Source organism: Jiangella anatolica, from assembly GCF_003236295.1.
Taxonomy (GTDB): Bacteria; Actinomycetota; Actinomycetes; order Jiangellales; family Jiangellaceae; genus Jiangella; species Jiangella anatolica.
In genome coordinates, this window is the sequence record NZ_POTW01000004.1 from 1 (window position 1) to 17845 (window position 17845).

The 17845-nt window shown below is 68.3% G+C and carries 18 protein-coding genes and 2 pseudogenes; 5 read left to right on the forward strand and 15 right to left on the reverse strand.

Features of this window, described 5'->3' with window-relative positions:
* Together C1I92_RS34715 and C1I92_RS02220 are read right to left on the reverse strand one after the other, a co-directional pair.
* Window positions 1-298 (reverse strand): annotated as a pseudogene (locus C1I92_RS34715) (ATP-binding protein); the annotation flags it as partial.
* 35 nt (window positions 299-333) lie between these two features.
* Window positions 334-819: a hypothetical protein gene (locus C1I92_RS02220; protein ID WP_111253036.1), complete on the reverse strand. Its 486-nt coding sequence runs from the start codon at window positions 817-819 to the stop codon at window positions 334-336.
* A 127-nt stretch (window positions 820-946) separates the two neighbouring features.
* On the opposite strand from C1I92_RS02220, the gene C1I92_RS02225 reads away from it, so the two are divergent.
* The gene (locus C1I92_RS02225) at window positions 947-2383 is read left to right on the forward strand and encodes a HEPN domain-containing protein (RefSeq protein ID WP_146604985.1); all 1437 of its coding nucleotides are present in this window, start codon (window positions 947-949) and stop codon (window positions 2381-2383) included.
* Between the two features lie 77 nt (window positions 2384-2460).
* On the opposite strand, the gene C1I92_RS02230 is transcribed toward C1I92_RS02225, so the two are convergent.
* The 4 genes from C1I92_RS02230 to C1I92_RS02245 form a co-directional block, all read right to left on the reverse strand.
* Window positions 2461-3924: an SCO6880 family protein gene (locus C1I92_RS02230; protein ID WP_111253038.1), complete on the reverse strand. Its 1464-nt coding sequence runs from the start codon at window positions 3922-3924 to the stop codon at window positions 2461-2463.
* On the reverse strand, window positions 3921-5504 hold the full coding sequence (locus tag C1I92_RS02235) for a conjugal transfer protein TrbL (RefSeq protein WP_111253039.1): 1584 nt from the start codon (window positions 5502-5504) through the stop codon (window positions 3921-3923). The genes C1I92_RS02230 and C1I92_RS02235 overlap by 4 nt, the downstream gene beginning before the upstream one ends.
* On the reverse strand, window positions 5501-5779 hold the full coding sequence (locus C1I92_RS02240; protein WP_111253156.1) for a DUF6112 family protein: 279 nt from the start codon (window positions 5777-5779) through the stop codon (window positions 5501-5503). Before C1I92_RS02240 ends, C1I92_RS02235 begins: the two co-directional genes overlap by 4 nt.
* 337 nt (window positions 5780-6116) lie before the next feature.
* On the reverse strand, window positions 6117-6791 hold the full coding sequence (locus C1I92_RS02245) for a winged helix-turn-helix transcriptional regulator (protein ID WP_111253040.1): 675 nt from the start codon (window positions 6789-6791) through the stop codon (window positions 6117-6119).
* Between the two features lie 172 nt (window positions 6792-6963).
* On the opposite strand from C1I92_RS02245, the gene C1I92_RS02250 reads away from it, so the two are divergent.
* On the forward strand, window positions 6964-7263 hold the full coding sequence (locus C1I92_RS02250) for a DUF1761 domain-containing protein (RefSeq protein WP_199520873.1): 300 nt from the start codon (window positions 6964-6966) through the stop codon (window positions 7261-7263).
* Between the two features lie 181 nt (window positions 7264-7444).
* Here the strand turns inward: C1I92_RS02250 and C1I92_RS02255 are convergent, their stop codons facing one another.
* From C1I92_RS02255 to C1I92_RS02265, 3 genes are read right to left on the reverse strand one after another with little or no spacing between them, the layout of a single operon-like run.
* Window positions 7445-7726 (reverse strand): DUF6112 family protein, encoded by a 282-nt coding sequence (locus tag C1I92_RS02255; RefSeq protein WP_233506827.1) that lies wholly within the window; start codon window positions 7724-7726, stop codon window positions 7445-7447.
* Window positions 7723-8931, reverse strand: a complete 1209-nt coding sequence (locus C1I92_RS02260; RefSeq protein ID WP_199520874.1) for a M23 family metallopeptidase — start codon at window positions 8929-8931, stop codon at window positions 7723-7725. The genes C1I92_RS02255 and C1I92_RS02260 overlap by 4 nt, the downstream gene beginning before the upstream one ends.
* 35 nt (window positions 8932-8966) lie before the next feature.
* Window positions 8967-9584 (reverse strand): hypothetical protein, encoded by a 618-nt coding sequence (locus C1I92_RS02265; protein WP_199520875.1) that lies wholly within the window; start codon window positions 9582-9584, stop codon window positions 8967-8969.
* A 146-nt stretch (window positions 9585-9730) separates the two neighbouring features.
* Here C1I92_RS02265 and C1I92_RS02270 point away from each other — a divergent pair.
* Together C1I92_RS02270 and C1I92_RS02275 are read left to right on the forward strand one after the other, a co-directional pair.
* Window positions 9731-10000 (forward strand): annotated as a pseudogene (locus tag C1I92_RS02270) (MmcQ/YjbR family DNA-binding protein); the annotation flags it as partial.
* Between the two features lie 340 nt (window positions 10001-10340).
* On the forward strand, window positions 10341-10955 hold the full coding sequence (locus tag C1I92_RS02275) for a DedA family protein (RefSeq protein ID WP_158563923.1): 615 nt from the start codon (window positions 10341-10343) through the stop codon (window positions 10953-10955).
* Window positions 10956-11189: 234 nt separating this feature from the next.
* Here C1I92_RS02275 and C1I92_RS02280 read toward each other — a convergent pair whose 3' ends face one another.
* On the reverse strand, window positions 11190-11603 hold the full coding sequence (locus tag C1I92_RS02280; protein WP_146604986.1) for a hypothetical protein: 414 nt from the start codon (window positions 11601-11603) through the stop codon (window positions 11190-11192).
* 56 nt (window positions 11604-11659) lie between these two features.
* A complete protein-coding gene (locus tag C1I92_RS02285) occupies window positions 11660-12319 on the reverse strand; it encodes a hypothetical protein (protein ID WP_146604987.1) in 660 nt (219 codons plus the stop codon).
* 329 nt (window positions 12320-12648) lie between these two features.
* Here C1I92_RS02285 and C1I92_RS02290 point away from each other — a divergent pair, with 329 nt between their 5' ends.
* A complete protein-coding gene (locus C1I92_RS02290) occupies window positions 12649-12996 on the forward strand; it encodes a hypothetical protein (RefSeq protein ID WP_111253046.1) in 348 nt (115 codons plus the stop codon).
* 305 nt (window positions 12997-13301) lie between these two features.
* Here the strand turns inward: C1I92_RS02290 and C1I92_RS02295 are convergent, their stop codons facing one another.
* Genes C1I92_RS02295 through C1I92_RS02310 form a run of 4 tightly spaced genes read right to left on the reverse strand, consistent with a single transcriptional unit; the run spans window position 13302 to window position 17041 of the window.
* Window positions 13302-14369, reverse strand: coding sequence for a ParB N-terminal domain-containing protein (locus C1I92_RS02295; protein WP_111253047.1), 1068 nt, complete (start codon window positions 14367-14369; stop codon window positions 13302-13304).
* Window positions 14362-15225: a hypothetical protein gene (locus C1I92_RS02300; RefSeq protein WP_111253048.1), complete on the reverse strand. Its 864-nt coding sequence runs from the start codon at window positions 15223-15225 to the stop codon at window positions 14362-14364. Before C1I92_RS02300 ends, C1I92_RS02295 begins: the two co-directional genes overlap by 8 nt.
* 53 nt (window positions 15226-15278) lie before the next feature.
* Window positions 15279-15905 carry a DUF2637 domain-containing protein gene (locus C1I92_RS02305; RefSeq protein WP_111253159.1) on the reverse strand — a complete coding sequence of 209 codons (627 nt, stop codon included), beginning with the start codon at window positions 15903-15905 and terminating at the stop codon, window positions 15279-15281.
* Window positions 15906-15949: 44 nt separating this feature from the next.
* Window positions 15950-17041 carry an ArdC-like ssDNA-binding domain-containing protein gene (locus tag C1I92_RS02310; RefSeq protein WP_111253049.1) on the reverse strand — a complete coding sequence of 364 codons (1092 nt, stop codon included), beginning with the start codon at window positions 17039-17041 and terminating at the stop codon, window positions 15950-15952.
* Window positions 17042-17845: the final 804 nt, after the last annotated feature.

Here is a 17845-nt window from a genome sequence, read left to right on the forward strand (position 1 = left end):
CCTCCGACCCCAACCCGCCCTCGGCCAGAAACGGGTACGCGCCGGCCAATGTCGCCGACGTGTCCTGATGTCGCGGCAGCCGGAGCCGCCCCGGCGTCCGGAGCGCTGCTGACCCTGGCTCACCGGAGCGCGGTAGCACCGGCGTCGCCCGCTCCGCGCGCAGCGCATCAAGCCGAGCCTGCTCGGCGTCGCGGCGTGCCCGTGCTTCCTGGGCTGTCCGCGCCACGACGGCCTTACGCCGCGCCACTCGGACCCGCCGCGGCTGCCCGTCCGGATCGACGAGCACCGCCGCATGCACCCGACCGTCCTCGTCACGGCCGCTCGGCTGCCGGCTCACAGGTCGAGCCCGCCGTTGTCCGCCGGGCCAGGCCGAGACCGGGGGCCACGGGCCGGCCGCGCCGACGGCTGTTCCGATGGGGGAGGAGGAGGCGGCGGCGCCGGCAATTGCCACGCCGTCCTCCCCGCCGGCGGCGCAGCGGTGTAGTCGGTGTGGCCATCCAGGTCCCACGCCTCGGTCACCTCCGCCGCGACGTGCCGAGCGTGCCGCGCAGCCTTACGAAGCCGGTTGGCGATCTTGCGCGACTCGGCCGCTCCGGCGACCGCATCCCCGCCCACGAGCGTCGTTGTACCGACATAGCCCCGGTAGGCGTCGGAGAGCTGCTCGAGCGAGGTTTGCAGAGCCGAGGTCGCCCATTGCAGCGACTCAAGGACCTGGTAGGCAGCGATCCTGTCCGGTGCGTTCCGGGTCGCGTACGCCAGGCCCCGCAGCGCCTCGCGAGCCTCGAACGCGTCCGCAACCGGATCCTCGAAAGTCGGCATCTCCCAGCGCTCCTCGACGTCGCCCGCTATCTGTCGAGGACCAGGTGTGCCTATCTCTCCGGACGCCGCGCCTTTTAGATGGGCGGCTGTACTGCCGCAGACGAGCCCGAACGGGCAGAATGTCCGCGTGAAGCAGCCAATGCAACCAGAGCTCTGGGCCGTGACGCTACCGGCAGTACGTGCAGCGCGTGCTCGGGGACTCTTACACATTGAATCCGACAAGTACACGCCGCGGAGAAACGTCACCAAGTTCGAGTCGAACGCTGTGGGCTGGTCGACGACCACGAGGGCCGATTCCTTCTTCGCTGCGAGTGACGCGCCCGTGCAGTGGGACAATATGTTCAGCTCCAGTCTCGGCGGCGGGTCGGCTCCCATACCGATCTGCGAGGTTCCCGAGCTGGAATCTGCCGCGAAACGTGTGGTTGAGATCGCTATGGGGGATCAACGATTCGAGCAGAGCATCAGCCTGCTGTCACGCGGCGAGCCAGGATCGCAGCGCAGGCGCGATCAGATCGAGTTCGAGTACGTCCGTTTTATCGGCGACATCATCGCTCGGTCAGAGGCCGTCGGCGCAAGCAGTGATGACGACCTGCTGGCGATCTATCTGCTGCTGGAGAAGGCACGATTTGCAGAAGAGCTCAAAGGCGATCTCCTGGTTCCGATCGCTTTGACGGCACTCGACCTTGACCAGTCCCTCAAACTAGCCGACGGCTTGTGGATTGAGCCGTTAGACGAGGACATGCAGCGAGCTCGCGCTGCTTCGACTCTGTACAGCGAGCGGATCTCGGCGTTTGTGATCGCGGCAGCCACCCATGCCATCGTCCAAGAGGATTTCAAGATCCATAACAGGAATCTATTCAATCGCAGGTTTCGTACACCTGAGATTGATCTGACCCAGGTCGACAGGGTCATCCAATGCCTCCACATCGCCAGCCAGCGCGATACGGGATACGCGCAGGCAATCATGCGGCCGTTCGATTGGGCGGATGATTGGATGCATGATCTGCCGGCGGTCTGGGAAATTGGCCAGTATCACAGGTATCCGGATGACTTCGACAACGGTGGTTGGAATCGCGAGAAAGTTCTCGTGCCCAAGGCTGAGATCGAACTTGTGCCACGCCTGTTTGCAGGCTTGTCCGACGCTCCTCCAAACGTTGGACTTGCCGCGCGACGAATGATCCGTGCGGTCCTCAGAACCGACGATGAGGACAAGACCCTCGATGCAACGATCGGCATTGAAGCATTGATGCTTGGCAATAGGGATCGGGATGAGCTGACTCATCGAATGGCGCAACGCGCCGCGGCAGTCCTTTCTTCGGACGGCTACAAGCCCGCTGAGATCTACCGCCTAATCAAGAAGGTGTACGAGCATCGGTCTGCGATCGTGCACGGTCGAGCCAGCAAGCGATCGGAGATCCAGGTGGGTGAATACAGTCATCCGGCGCAAGACGTTGGAGCTATGCTCCTTCGCCTGCTGTTGGTAAACAGGCTGCTCACCGGCACGCCTTGGACTCCGGAATCCTTGGATGCGCAGATTCTGAATGCCCTCACGAGAGCTGACTGAATTCGGCGACCTGGCTTCGCCTACGAACAAGACCGTTCAACGGTTGTGGCCGTGGCGGCCGAGCGTTGGGCGCCGCGCTACAACTGCCGACACAGTGGAAGTGCCGCTGCGGCGAAGGCTTGGGCCTGCTGTCCGGACAGAAGCCGGGTTTCGCAGTTGGCTTGGACGGCGGCTTGCTCGATGTCGGCGATGGCGGTGTCGAGTTGGTCGGCGGTGGTGTTCGTGACGGCGATGAGCCCTGTGTAGCGAAGGATGCCGTGGCCGGCAGTGAGGTCGGCTTCTTGCTGGAGGATGTCCTGGTACTCAGCCGTGTGCACGGGGTCGTCGATCTGCCCGAGGCGGGCACGTTGAGCGGCGTCGGAGAGGTGTTCGGTGCGACGACGGCGCAGGTCGCGGGCAGCCTGGTCGATGCGCACGGGAGTGTAGAGCACGGACAGGGTGCGGCGCGTGCCGCTCGTGAGCAGGAGAGGTGCTAGGAAGCCGGGGTAGACCGCTGATCGTGGCCACTCACTGATCCAGAGCACCGCGTGGTGCCCGGTGTCGCTGCGGAGGCGATCCCAGGTCTCGGTGACCGCGACGGGTCCGGCGGTGGCCAGGTCTCGACCGAGCTCGCCGTGGCGGTCGAGCGCGGCGGCGACGGCGGGATCGTAGGCCGAGCGGAGGACGACGGCGATCTGGCCTGGGTCGAGCCATCCGGTGGGGGTGAGGTCGGCCGTACGCAGCGCCGCCGTGAGGGTGGTCATCTCCTGGCGCAGGACGGCGGCCGCGCCGCGCAGGCCGCCGCCGGCGGCGCGAACCTGACGAGCGGCGGCGGTGAGGTCCAGCGCGATGGAGATCGTGGTGGCATGGCGCTCGCCTGCAGGACCGGCGCGGGCGATGAGATCGCGGTACGTGGCTGCGGCCCAGGAGTCGTCGTCGGTGCCTCGCTGCCGCCACCAATCGGCCAGCCCGCTTCCGCTATCGGGCAGGGCCCGTTCGGAGACCTGCAGCACGGCCAGTCGCCCGGATCGGCAGCAGGTCGCAAGCACCCGTCCCCAGGCGTTCACCCGTCGTTGCTGCTCGGCAGAGTCGAGCAGCATGAACGAAGAGTGCTCGATCTGGCAAACGGCGGTCAGGGTGCGCGCATGCGGGTCGTGGATCATCGCCGTTCCCGTGGTGGGGTCGACGTACTCGCGCAGACTTGCCGCGTCGCCGGGCAAGGCGAGCGTCCCGGCCGGGCGGAGCGCGACGATGCGCCGCCGGTAGACCAGCTGCCCCGCACTGGCGCGCCAACACCAGCGCGCAGCGATGGGGATCCACTCGACGAGTGGACGCCCGCTCACCGGCACCCACGCCAGCACGACACCGCCCACCCAGCCGGGTGCCGCGAGGGCAAGCAGTGTGCCACCGCCCAGATAGAGCGCGGTCACCATCGTCGCCACACTCACCGCGACGGCGAGCAGCCGCGGCAGCGACAGGCCCAAAAGGACACCGCGGCGCGATAGCCGGGAGAACGCCACGGCCGCCGGTGCGTCGCCACTCTCAGGTGGCTGAACGGTCACCGCGAGTCCTCGCTCTCGACCGCTGAGTCGGGTAGCACTGGAGGCGCGGGGTCACGCCCTGCCGGTGGTCCCGGCGTGGGCACCTTCGGCCTCCTCGAGGCCCCCTCACGGCTCCCCGAAGTCGTTGTGGCCGCGCTGGGCGCTGCTGGCTCGGCCCCGGCTTTCGCCGCCGGGTGCCAGCCGGCCGGCCCCGGCGCCTTCCCAGGATCCCGGCCCGCGGGGTACCAGCCCGCAGGTCCCGGCGCCCGGCCAGGATCGTCCGTGGCATCTCCTGCGCCCGCACCATGCGGCTCGCCTGAGACGCCTGTGGTGCCTGCCGGCGAAGCGGCCGGACCGGGCCGTCGCCCGCCGCCGGCCTCCGATCCGGTGGCACGGTCGCTGCCCGCCTGCCCGACCTCATCCTTCGCTGGCGAGGCCTGGTCAGCACTCGCCGGCTCAGGTCCAGCGGCGATGATCCCCGGACGTGCGGCCGTAGAGGCTGGACCGCTTGCCGACGCCTGACCGCTCGGTTGCGCACCCGCCGCGGCAGCACGACCCGGCGTGCCGCCGGAGCCCAGGCGGCCTCCCAGGATGGCTGCAGTCGTACGGCCACCCAGCCCAGCCATCATCGCCGGGCGCGGGAGGATGGCCCCCTTCGCTTCCTGTTCGCTGGCGGTGGCCTGATGCGCGTCGACCCCGGCGAACGAGATCATCTTGTAGCTCAGGTAGGGCGCGAACGCTGCCAGCATCAGTAGCGCGACCCCGGTGATCGGGTCGGAGATCGACGCCAGGTCGCCGTCGATGGGTGAGTTCACCTGGGTCACGGCGACCAGGAAGATCACGACCAAGACGAGCTTGGACACGATCAGCGCGACCACGAACGTGGCCCAGCGGGCCAGCCATCCGCGGGTGGCGTCCCATGACGATCCGGCCAGCGCGACCGGCGCGAACACGATGGCGACCAGCAGCAGAGCCTTGCGGATGAGCAGGGAGAACCACACGGCGACGGCGGCGACGATGGCCAGCCCGGACAGCACGATCACGATGACCACGCTCATCCCAGCTGCGGTCGCATCGACGGTGGCCAGCGCGGCGGTCAGCAGCACGACCCGCTCGCCCAACTCGGCCATCGAGGTGCCTGCGGCCTGCACGATCCCGACGGCCAACTGATCGGTGATCTCGAGCAGCAGCCCGGTCAGCGTCACCGCGAGGAACCCGCCGAGCACGGCCTTCGCCACCCCGAGCGCGGCGCGGGACAACGCGGTCGGATCGCGCCGCATCAGGCCGGTGATGACCTGGAAGCAGAAGAACACCAGTGTCAGCAGCACCGCCAGTCCGAACAGCAGGTTGTAGACGGCCAGGTACCCCGGCGAGCGCACGTCGACGAGCGTGGTCGTGTCGATCACCGACCACACGGCTTCGACCAAGGTCCCGGCGGCCTGTCCCATCGCGGTGGCCAGCCACTCGAACGGCGCGGTCACCAGCGATGCCGCGCCCTCGCCGACGGTGTCGCACACCGTCGAGATCACCGGGACGTCGCACACCCCGGCCCGCGCATCGGGTCCGGTCTCGACCGGGGCTGGTGTTGGGGGCGAGGTCATACGGCCTGGCCTACGTCCCAGAAGAAGTTGATGAGGGTGACGCTGGCGCCGCAGATGATCGCCGCGCCGCACGCCACCACCACGCCGACCTTCCCGCGCCCGGCCAGATGGGGGTTCGCCGAGTTCGACCCGAACCCCCACACCACGGCCGACACGATCAGCGCCAGCACGGAAAGGATCAGCCCGATCGTCATTCCCGCGCCCACGATCGTGCGCAGCTGCTCGATCCCAGGCAGCCCCGTCGTGTTCGGATCGATGCTGATGTCCATCGGCATCCACACCGGCGCCGTCGTCAGGGTGATTCGTCCGTCGAGTGGGCGCAGTACGGGTGCCGCGAAGTCCAGAAGCAGTGGTTGGCTCACACCGATCTGGTGCGCCGCCGCTCCCGACACCGGGACCCGCGGGTCGGCGCGCTGAGCCTCTACGTGTTGCTGGTCAGGACGTGTTGACGTTGGTTGACTTGCGGGATGCTCGATGTTGGTCGGGAGTGTGTGGCTCGGTATCGGTCGCTGGTTCGTGGTCGCGTGGGCGGCAGCGGGGTGCCGGATGTGGCCACATCAGCCGAGGGCAAGGGCGCTTGCACCCGCGGCAGCCGGCGCTTCTCCGTGGCCGTCAGTCGCCGTTGGTCAGCGGAGTCACATTCGCACGAACAGGGACGAACGCGGTTCGGAGGACGTTCGAGTCGCCCCGGAACTCGCCCGCGGCGAGGGCCTGCTCGATGCTGATCGCTCCAGCGGCGAGAGCGACGACCACGTCGGGAGTGGCAGTGAACACTGAGGCCGGATCGCGTTCGGGCACGAATGCGCTCGGACCGTCTTCGTCGACCCTCAGGGCCATGAGGAAGCCGTCCGTCGCGATGCCGAGCTCGACGGGAGGAGAAGCGGTCGCGCCCCGGAGCAGAGCGGGCAGCGCCAGGGCCAGCCAGCGCGGCTGGAACGCGTCGTCGCCCTGGCCGGTCGCCAGCAGCGGCGCGCCCCACCGGCCGAGCGCCTCCATCGGCTCTCGCAGCCCCGCTCCCCACGGCGTGAGGGCGTAGACGACGCCCGCGTCCTCGAGACGACGCTCGACGATCCCGTTCGCCTCCATGGTCTTCAGCCGCTCGGACAGGAGGTTCGTCGCGATGCCCTGGAGCGAGGTCTTCAGCTCGGTGTAGCGCATCGGACCCGGCAGCAGCTCGCGCACGATGAGCAGCGTCCACCGGTCACCGACGACGTCCAGAGAGCGCGCGAGGGCGCAGAACTGCCCGTAGGAGCGCGGACCCTTGGCCTTCCGGTTGATATTCTCCATCACGCTTGATTATATCAAGTGTGATGGAGAGTGTCTCGAGCAGAGGAGGTTTCGTGGAGCTGAGCATCAGCTTGCTGGCCGTCGCGGCCGCGATCGTGATCGGAATGGCGATCGCCTGGGTCTGGTACAGCGACTGGGGCTGGTCGGCGGCGTCTGGCGGAGGCTGACCGGGGTGACCAAGGAGGACTCTGCGAGAGGCGGCAAGGGTCCGTTCGTGGTCCTGGTGGCGTCGATCGTCGTCACCGCACTGGCTCTCGCAGCCGCCAGCTCCATCGCGTCCGGCTTCTTCGGCACCGACTCCTTCTGGGTCGCCCTGGCGGTCGGACTCGTGGCGTGGCTCGGCTTCTCGCTGTCGACCCTGGCGCAGCACAACGGCTTCGAGCAGAAGCCCGGTCGGCTCACTGTGATCAACAGCGCCTATCAGCTCATGCTGTTCCTGGGCATGGCGGTCCCGATCGGGTTGCTGCAATAGCAGCGCGCACAGTCAAAACACTGGAGTCATGGGACATCGCAATGCTCCCCTGAGCCCCGAGGGACGACGCGCCTCATCGAGCGCTGCAGGACCCGCCCGACCGCGCACCTCGCTGCGGAAATGGTGAACCGAGCTGGCGCGCCTAGGCAGCGACGGTCAGCGGACTTCGCGTGGATCTGATTCAGAGACCGGAGCCGAGGTCAATCAACCACATGGTCCATGCCGCGGCGGCTCCGGCGAGCGCGGACGCGGCGAGGGCGACGAGGGCGCCGGTGCGAGCGCGAGCAGCAGCGTGGTGGTTGCCGTGCGCGATGGCGATGGCCCAGATGGTGGCGCTGATGACGAGCGTGAGCACCGAGGTGATGAGGGTGATGGTCAACAGGGCGCCGACGATCTGTTCGATGTCTTCGGTGGCGGCGACGCCGCCGAAATCGGGGACCACGTCGATTGAGCGGTGGCTCATCGCCCGGCCTTGCCCCCGGTCGAGGGCCGGTCGACGGTGAGCCGGCCCGTCGTGCTGCGCGGGTGGAGCGTCAGCGGGAGCCCCCCGCCAGGCGTGCAAGTGCCTCCGGCTATCTCGTCGGGGCTGTCGAGGTCGTCGGGGCGGTGCCCGGTGAGCCAGGGCACCGGGTCGACCGGCGGCTGATCCGGGCCATCGGGCCGCACCTCGAGATGAAGGTGCGGCCCGGTGGACTGGCCGGCCGAACCGACGTCGGCGATGTGCTGTCCAGCGGTCACGAGCTGGCCGGGGGAGACGTGGATGTCGTCGGGCCAGACGTGAGCGTAAGCGGTGGCCACGGGCCGGCCGTCGATGGTGTGCTCGATGACGATGAGCCCGCCGTAGACGGGCGTCGTGCCGGTCGACACAACGCGGCCGTCGGCGACGGCGAGGATCGGGGTGGCGGCGGGAGCGGCGTAGTCGGTGCCGGTGTGGAAGGAGACCTCGCCGGTGATGGGGTGGACACGTGGCCCGAAATCGCTGGTCTTGATCCAGGTCCCGGCGGGGAGGGGAAACACCACCCGCCCGCTCTCCGGCGCTGGGGGCTCGCTGGCGGCGAGCGTGGCGACGATGGTTTCGGCGACCGGCTGGTAGGCCCGGTATCGGTCGGGGTAGGCGGATACCTCGACGGCCTGGGCGGCCTCGCCGGGGTCCATTTCCTGCCAAGCAGGGATGTCCAGCAGACCGGGCGGGGAGGGGTAGTTGGGGCCGGTAGGCCCGCCGAAGAACGCTGCAGCCTGGTACTCGGAGCTCATGAGATCGGCGACAGTGCCCCACCCAGCGGTAGGCCGCATCTGGAACAGGCCCAGGCTGTCGTTGTCCGAGCCGTCGCCGTCATTGGGATAGTCGCCGGATTCGGGATAGGCGGTGGTGTTGGCGAGCATCCGTAGCCGAGACTCGGTCAGCGCTGCCATCAACGCGATCACGACACCGCCACGCCCGACGCCGTCGACGCGGGCGCCGACGGTCATGATGGTCGCCGCATGCGTGAGCTGGGTCCGGTCCAGGGTGACCTGGTGCCCGTCGCTGGTGGTGGCGGTCAGCGTGTCCGGGATAGCCCCGACTGTGAGCCCGCCGCTGGGCAGGCAGGCGCCGGTCGCCGTTGGATTCAGTACCGCGCTGCCCAGCAGCGCCATTGCTGGCCCGAATGCCAGCCCGGCCATCAGCATTCCGAGAGCGACCTTCCGCACCACGACGACCCGCCCTAATGCAGCGGGTTGTTCAGCTCGGACAGCCGCAACAGTCGGCAGTACTCGAAGGACGGCCGGCACGTGACGAACAGCGTGAACGAGACCGCCTGCTCGGCCTCGACTCGCTCACCGTCCCAGGTTCCGGCGCGATGGCGCGTCCCGGTCGCTGTGTAGGCCGTGGTGCCGGCGAGCAGCTGTCCCGGTGCTGCCTGTTCCTGCGCATCGGCCCACGCATCCGGTACCTCGAGCGTGTCGATGACCAACCACTGACGCGTCCGGTACCGGCTCAACTGGGCCCAGACGTCTGGCGCGGGCAGATAGGAACGAACATCCGATGCCAGCCCGGCGGTCTCCGTCCCGGTGGGGTCGCCTGCCTCGACCAGCACCTGCGCATAGTCGATAGGCGCCGCGCCGCTGGTGGTGTCCCACGTGAACAGCGCTCGCGCAACCTGCCGGGCGAACACTTCCGAGTCGGCGGTGTCCGCCAGTTGCTCGGGCTGCGGCCGCGGCGCCGTCGACCATGACGGCGATCCGGTCTCGGATGGGCTCGACTCGGTGCCGCCTCCCGGGCCACGCGCCAGCCCGAAGATGGCGACGCCGACCACCAGCACGACCACGACCGCCGCCGCCACGACAACACCGGCCAGCCGACGCCGGCCCCCTGATTCGGTGCCCATGCTTCGCCTCCCGTCTCCGTCAGCAACGGGAGACAGGTGCGCATGTTCAGCCAGCAACCTGGCAAGCCGGGATCAGTTGAGGGCTACCCGTTGGCGACGAGGTCGCCGTGGTCAAGGTGGGCGGGCGGATGTTCGCGCTGGTGGCGCTGGGCGCTTCGCCCGGAAGCGTGACCCTCAAGTGTGATCCCTACCTGGCCGCCGATCTGAGAACTCGCTATCCCGCGATCAGTGCGGGCTACCAACTCAACAGCAACACCCACCAGCGCCCGCCGGAGGGCTGGCGGATCATGGGCGGAGCGCCTCGCGTTTCAGGCCCAATCGGGCCGGGCCGCTGGGAATTCCTCGTGCAGCAGGGTGGTTGTCGACACTAACTCGTACTACGGAGTCCGAGTTAGGTGATGGGAGAGATCGCTCATGCGCACACCCTCCAGCGCCATGGAAGCGGAGCGTGCGAGCCGGGGGTTCGGTTCCCGCGTTGATGGCAGCGAGCACGACGGGAAGGTCACCGCAGGGATGCAGAACCAATCTGCGGAGGGCGACGCTGATCCGACACGCCATGTTGGGGCCGCACGCGCCACCGCGACCGGAGACGCTTCGCCGAATAAGGAAGTGCCCTCGAGGCGCCCCAAGCTGAGCACCTGGACGAGCACGCCGTGGCCCGAGCGGTATCGGCCTTGGCGGGGACGGGCCACGCGCACCGACGTTGTTTTGATGGCCGCGTTCGTCGCAGTACTGGTGTTCGGGCTTGCGGTGAGACCCATCAAGCCGTTCCTGCTGGCTTCCCATCCGGTGATGCTGGAGGTGCTCACAGGTGACCTACTCGCCATCGGCGCCGGCGCTGCCTTCGCCCGCATCGGCGAAGCCCCGCTCTGGCTCGTGGTCATCGCTGGCGCGGTCGGGATGGCGAAGTTCGACTGGCTGACCTGGTGGGCCGGTCGGCAGTGGGGAGAGGGCATCATCCAGATGTTCACCACCCGCGAGCGAGCGCGACGGTATGTGGAACGCAGCACCAAGCTGAACCCTTGGATCGTTCGTATCGCCGTGGTCGTCGCCGTCCTGCCCGGCGTTCCCACGCCGATCGTCTACGCCATCGCAGGGATGGCTGGGATGCGGCTGATCACGTTCTTGGCCCTCGACCTCGTCAGCGTCTTGGTAGTGACGGGCCTCGTTGCCGGGCTCGGCTACCAGCTTGGTCAGAACGCCATCGACGTGGTCCTGCTCGTCGATCGGTATGCATCCTTGGTGAGCCTCACTCTCATCGGGGCAACGTTCCTTCTCCCGCTGCTGCGGGCGCGCCTTCGACGCCGTCATCGGGTGATCTCATGACGTCTGGCCGCGACATTCAGCCGACTCCTCGGCATCCCTTTCCTGCTGGTGGGGCCACCGGTCGCGCCGTCGCCACGCAGGACCAGCTAGCCGAGCTCGTGCGCGGCAGTCAACCCATGCCGATAAACGTCGCCGCGGTCGGGAGTCAGGACGACGATGGGTCGCGGTGTTTGCGAGGGGGGAGAACGCGCCCACAGTTGCGGCCTCGGAGCCTGCGAGAATGCGTCGCGAGGGTCACCTGAGTCGCCGGCGGCAGGTCTTGCAGTCGGGCTGCAGGGTGCCCGGCTCGCGCTTCGCGGTCGCTCGCACCGGGCCGCCGAACACCGGCACGGCCACGATGCGGACGGTGTTGGAGTCCGAACACAGGGCGGGCCCTCTGCCGTCGAGCGACACGGGGCCCGGACGCATCGCGTGCCGTTCCCCGCCCTTGGCTTCAGCGATCAGCGGTCGGTCGATCGCGCGCACCAGCTCGTTGCCGGTGTGGTCACGACCGATGCGCAGAGTCACCAAGCGGTCGACCAGGGCGTTGCCGGTGAGGTAGTGGCCTTCCAAATGGTCGCAGATACGCGCGGCAGTCTCGACGGGGTCGAGGCGGCTGACGAGTCTGATGCCGGAGCAGCGATCCATTCCGCATTGGACGAGGAGCACATCATTCAGAGTAGAACAGATGTTCGAGCCTCGTCGAGGGGTGCGGCACCCAGCGGTCAGAGCGGATCGTTGAGCTCAGAGAAGCGCAGCAGGCGGCACCATTCCTCGACGCGCGGCGGACATGCGAGGAAGACCGTGAAGGTCACCTTCTCGCGAACGGTGGCCTGCTCGTCGTTGTGCACGCTGTCGCGGTAGCGGAACGCACGGATGGTGACGGCCGTGGTGCCGTCGGGGACCTGGCCGTGCGACTCCTCGACGACGCTGGACCAGCCTGACGCGACCCGCGCGCTGTAGACCTCGATACGCTGCTTGGTCTGGTACTGCCTCAGCTGCTCCCAAACGTCGTCGGCCGGCAGGTATCCGGCAACATCGGTCGCCAGATCCCGGGCCTCCTCGGCGTCCGGTGCAGCCTCGGCCAGCACGACCGCGGCGTAGTCGCGAGGATAGAGACCGGAGGTCGTGTCCCAGTTGAACAGTGCCTCGCTGATGGCGCGGGCGTAGGGGATGGCGTCGTTGGTCGCGCGAATCGACGGTAGACCGCCATCGGGCGGATCTTGCGCGTACGGATTGAGCGACGACGGGAGCTCGTCGGCTCGACTGGTGTCGGGCTCGTCGCCCAGGCGATAAAGCACGATGAGAACCGCGGTCACGAAGGCGACCACAGCGATCACGGCCATGAAGCGACGGCTACCCGCCGTTCGGGCGACGATCGGCACGGTGTGTCTCCTCGACGAGGGTGAGGGTTGGTTTCACCCCGAAGGTGCGCACAGCGTCCCAGGAACAGTTGGCCGTTGCCGGCCGCAATGCGGTCGGCCCGTCGGCCTTGAGCCCTGCGGGTGCAGGGTTACCGCAACGCGCACCGCGGGCCACCGCGCGAGCGCGTCGGGAGGACGCTCGATGGCCGACATGGGCACGTCGACCAGGGAGACGTCGCCCACGCATGGAGGAAGGTCGCTCTTCCCGTGGGCGTACTGTGGAGCATCGGACGGTGGTAACGGGTTTGTCGGGAGCCGGGACGCGCCGGCAGCCGGAAGGAGCCGCACGCGTGACGGCCTGGAACATGAACCTGATTTACGATGGCGACCATGTCGAGGAGGGGTTCCTCGACGCGCTCTGCGAGCAGTTGGCTCCGTACCAAGCCGTCGTGGGCACCCACGCTGGCGGTCTCCTGGTCTCCTTGAGTTTCGACGATGACGCCGCGCCGCAGCGCAGGCATCGTGTCGGTCAGCGACTGACCGCGATCGACGCGATGGCCGACGCCGATCACCTCGTCCGCATGCACGCGCGGCGACAGGAAACCGTCCTGGGCCGGCTCGTCGATGCCCGCGCAGTCACCCAGGATCGCGCCGAAACCGAGTTGGCCGAGGCGACCGGTCGCCAGCCTCGCTCCTAGCGCGGAGCGAAGCTGTGGCGCGCGGTGTCGGTCCGAAGAAGGCGCGTCAGCTCGTGGAGATGTGGGATTACGCCGGGTTGACCGAGGCTGCGTTCCTTGCCCCACCGAGAAGGCATTTCATTCCGCCCACCTGCTCACCTGGGATCAGTTCGATACATCCGAGCGCATGATCCGGGAGACGTGGCGTCGCCGCGGCCGCATGTCATCAGAGCTTGGCCAGTCCTGACACGTCGACCGCTCAGGTGTGCCCTCACTTGCGCTGGGGCGACGACTCAGCTGGCCGAGCTCGACGGGGTGTCATAGCCCTACCCTCGATCACTGTTGACTCGGGCGGCGCGTGCGGTGTCCGCGAAGTCGACGGTGGCGGTGACGGTGTGCTCGAACCGTTCCCATTGCTCGTCGGTGAGATCGAGGCCGATCTCGGTGGGGTCGTAATGGGTCCACCAGCCGTCGAGGTCGTTCCAGGTCAGGAGGAAGGCTCGAAGTCCATAGCGGGCCGGCGCCGGCTGGGCTCCCCGTTCGGCCGCGGGCCGTCGGGGCCGGCGCCTACTCGACTGCTGGTTGCGGACCCGGTCGAGAGCGTCCTCCGCCAGGCGACGTAGTTCGTCGGCGCGGTGGTCATCGGCGTGGTCCCGGATTCGGACGGCTTCGCGGGCGGCGTCCTGACGCACCGCGGCCGGCTGCTCGGGATCGCCAGCGAGGCCGTCGAGCCCGGACAGCGCGGCCAGGGACCGAACCCGTTCGTAAGCGGGGTTGACCGGAGCGCCGTCCTCGATCTGTTTGAGTTCGGCACGGGCAGCGTCACGGATGGCCGGCTCGGCGTCGAGGTCTTCGGCGAGCTCGCGCAGGGTGTTGATCTGTTCGAGCTTCGTGTACGAGCGGTGTCCGGTGACCATGCGAGCGGCTTGGGCCCGGCTGTCACCAGCCCCGGTGAGCGGTGCCGCCGATTCGGCGGCACCGTCTGAGCTGGCCTGTTGTCCACCGATGGTGAACCGCGTCGCGTGCTGGCGGCGCACGGCGTCTTCGGCGACAAGCTGTTTGAGCTCGCGGTAGAGCGACGCCGCCTCCATCGGTGAGAGTGGCTTGTGTTGGGTGTTCTCGTCTTGCTCAGCCATTAGCCGCGTCAGCTGATCGGAGATGCCACTGCGCACCCACACCGGGGTCGTGTGCCAGCCGAGCCGTTTCATCGCCGCTAGGCGGCGCCGCCCACACACCAGCACGCTGTCCGGCGTGACGGTAGGCGGCTGCACCAGCCCGATCCGCTCGATGGAGGCAGCGAGGGCGTCGATGTCACCGAGATCGGTCCGGTGCCGGTGCCCGATCACGATGGAGTCGATGGCCCGATCCAGCTCGATGTGCCCGCGGCTACCCACCGGCACCTCCTCGATGCTGACGCCCGGGCGCGCTCAAGCTCACCGCCAGCACCAGATCGTCGTCGGCCAGCAGCTCGGTCAGGGAGTGGCCGATCAGCAGCCGAACGAGGATCCCACGGCCGGCGGCTGTGAGGGCATGGTGCGGTTGCGGGGTGCCGAGGACGACCCGCAGCATCGCCGTCCACGAATCTTGCTCGATGTCCAGCAACGCGCGCGCCTGACTGTCGCGGCGCAGCGCCTCGTAGGCGGCAACGCGGGAGCCGGCGTCGGCCAGACGGGAGCAGATGTAGTCCACGCCGGTGCGGGCGACCGGCTCGGGCCAGCCGAGCAAGGTGAACAGCCGGACCGCGGCGTCGACGGCGGCCTTCACCTGCGACGCCGTGCTTGGCTCCGTGTCCTTCGCGACGATGTCCTCGGGCTGGACCTGGAAGGCGGGGTGCCAATCGAGGAGCGAGGTCTCCCGGTCGGACAGGCGCGTCGCCCGGTGGAACCCGGCATAGCGGCGACGCCGCGCCTGGTGCGGCGAGCACAGCATGCCCGCAGCCTTCTCCTCCGCGCCAAGCGTGATCTGCACGGCACGGGTGATGACCGCCCACGGGTCGTCGGCGTGGCGGGCTGCTCGAGTGCGCATCGCCTCGAATGCCGCGGCGGCAGCATCCCAGGGACCGAGGTCGTGCTTGCGCGCCAAGGCGGCGTAGCGCTGCGCAACGTGCTCCATCAAGGCGTCGGCCTCGCGGTCGCGCCGCCACGCGCCGGGTCCAGCGTCGTGCAGTCGCTGCAGCAGCGACCGCAGATGCTCGGAATCGTCGAAACGACTCCTGGGGTCGTGCGGCTCGCTGGCGTGGTTACGGGTCATTGGGATCGCACCTCCTGACATCGAGGTGCGCACGCGCCCCCAGCTCGTCCCCGTCATCGCTGCGCCTGTCCGTCGACGAGGCCGGTGATCGCCGGCCGTCCGTTGCTTGGTGCGTGGGATGGTTCCAGCTCGTTCACCGTGCCGGCCTGGGACAACCACCGGCCCACGGTGGACGGATGCACACCCAGCCGACCGGCGATGGACTTGTTCGACCATCCCTGCCGATGCAGGCGTGTCGCAGCGTCTCGGCCAGCGTGTGCCGCAGGTACGGGGGCGGCTCCGAGGTTCGGACGGTGTGTGCCGTCCGGGACCGGGCGGGCTAGCACCACGGTCAGGTGGGTGACCGCTACGAGCACCAGGGGTGGCACCGCGGCGACGGGTGCAGCCAGCGCGACCGGGACGTCGATGTCCGTCAGCCCGGCGTGCAGCGCGTTGGCGATCACCGACACCGCGGCGCCCCCGAGCAACAGCATCCACGGATACCAGGCGGGCTGGCCACGGCGGGACATCGCGACCACAGCCACGGTCGTCACCACGATGATCCCGTCCACGATCAGCGGCCAGGCCCACGCCTGGCCCGCATCGATGCCAGAGCGCTGCGCCAGGTCGGTGAGCGCCGTGAACGAGAGCCAGAACGCTCCTGCCCCGATCACGACCGTCCCGGTGACGGCGGTGCGCAACGCCACCCGCGCGCCACCGTCGAGCCCGCCTTGCCGCGACCCGCTCACAGGACCGGACCCGTCGCCGGGATCCGCTGCTGAGCATCGTGTCGCTCCGGGAGGGCAGCTGGCGCTGAGACGGTCACGCCAGCCGTTGGCTCTAGGGCAAGGCCAGGCGGGTCGCCGTTGCCCACCTGCTCGGTCGGCAGAGCGTCGAGGATCGCCACCGCTGTGCGGCGGACTCGCTCGCCCGTCGCCTTGACGACGTCGACGGCCGGTGTGTCCGGAACTCGTGTCGCCCAGGTCGCTACGTACGGCACGGTGTAGTCGCTGGTGTCCAGGCCGTGTGCGGCGCCGACCATCAGCGCCACCGACTCTGCCTCCACCTCTTTGATACCCCGGTGCTGCGCGACGTCGGGGTCGTCGCGGCTGTGCATCATGACGTGTCCCAGCTCGTGAGCCAGCGTCTTCACGCGTGCGGCGGCGTCCATGTCCTCGCGCACCGACACGGTGCGGGTCAGGTGATCGGTCAGGCCGTTGGCGCCGTCGAGTTGACCGACGCTCGACAGCTGCACCGTGAATCCACGCTCCTCGACGAGCCCGGTCAAGCCCTCCCACAACCCGTGGGGAGCCGCACCGTCGAGCAGCCGCGGCGCAGGCCGAGAAGGAAGCTCGGCCCCCGACGTCAATGACACGTCCCACACGTAGGCCGGCTTCATCCGCGCCGCTCTGCGTCGCACCACCTCACCGGGCCGCTGCTTTTCTCCGGGGGCCAGGCGCCGCCAGGAGGCCGCATCGTCCGGAGTGCTGCTCGCCATACGCACCGTGATCGGGGCGTAGATCCTGTAACCGGGTTCGCCTGAGCGCACTGCCCGACCCAGAGTCCTCCACTGCTTGAACCCTGCGACGTAGCTGGGGACCGGTTCCGGTACCCGGCCCTGCTCGAACGCGGCGAGATGCTGCGCCCAGATCAGGAGCGTGTTGTTGAACGACCTGCTTCGAAACCGCGCCGCAAAGGCCATCGCGCGTCGCCAGTCAGCACTGGACACCAACGCCTCGACGGCGCCGGTCAACTGCTCCTGCATCTGTTCCAGCTTCTCGGCCCGATCCTCATCTCTCCGACTCACCTGTCCTGCCCTCCAGTCCACCCGCACCATCGGCACGTCCACGCGCACGGGTACGCGATAGGTGCGCCGCCGGCATCAGAGCAGGCTCCGCCCTGGAAGTGTCCGAAGTGTTTTCGTGGGCGTCCATCCCACGCAATTCGCGAAACGAACGTTCGCCGTGTGACTCTTGAGTCCGGTGCGCGATCGACAGCGATCGCGCCGCCAGTTCCCGTGACAAGAGAAATGTTCTTGCCGCGCAAGACATACATCATTGCATTGCCCTTCCGTCAACGAACAAAGCCTTTCAGGCTATGTCGATCACGGCGGATGGTCAAGATCGTCCTATTGCCCGCAACAGTCGAGTGCAGGCGCGGCGCCCAAGCTGCCACTGTTGGGAATCCCACGGGCCCAACGAGCTGTTGCCAGCCCTCGCCAACGGCGGGGCGACGGCATCCTGGAGGCCGTCGAAGCGTGTTTGACCAGTGCGAACCTTTGGCGGGCGTCCAGCGATCCGGCCGGACGCAAGCAGGTTCCTCCTCGCGCGCAACAGATCATCTCAGGGTCGCTGGTCCGGTGACTCTGAATGCGCGCAGCCAAATTTCCGGTGCGGGATGTCCTCGACATGTCTCTGAGGTGTCCTGCTCATCGCCGGCGACCCCGGCGATGATGTCCGAAATGTTCCACCGGCGATTCGGATTCCACCTGAATCCACGGGTGATTTGCCTTTCGGCAGCTCGATTGTACGGGCGCGGAGGGAGCGCGCAAGGCACGCAAAACTTCCCGCCTGAGCCTTCTTCGATGCCCGCGATCCATGTCAGGAAGTTTTGACTCTTCGGCCTTGCGCGCTCCCTCCGC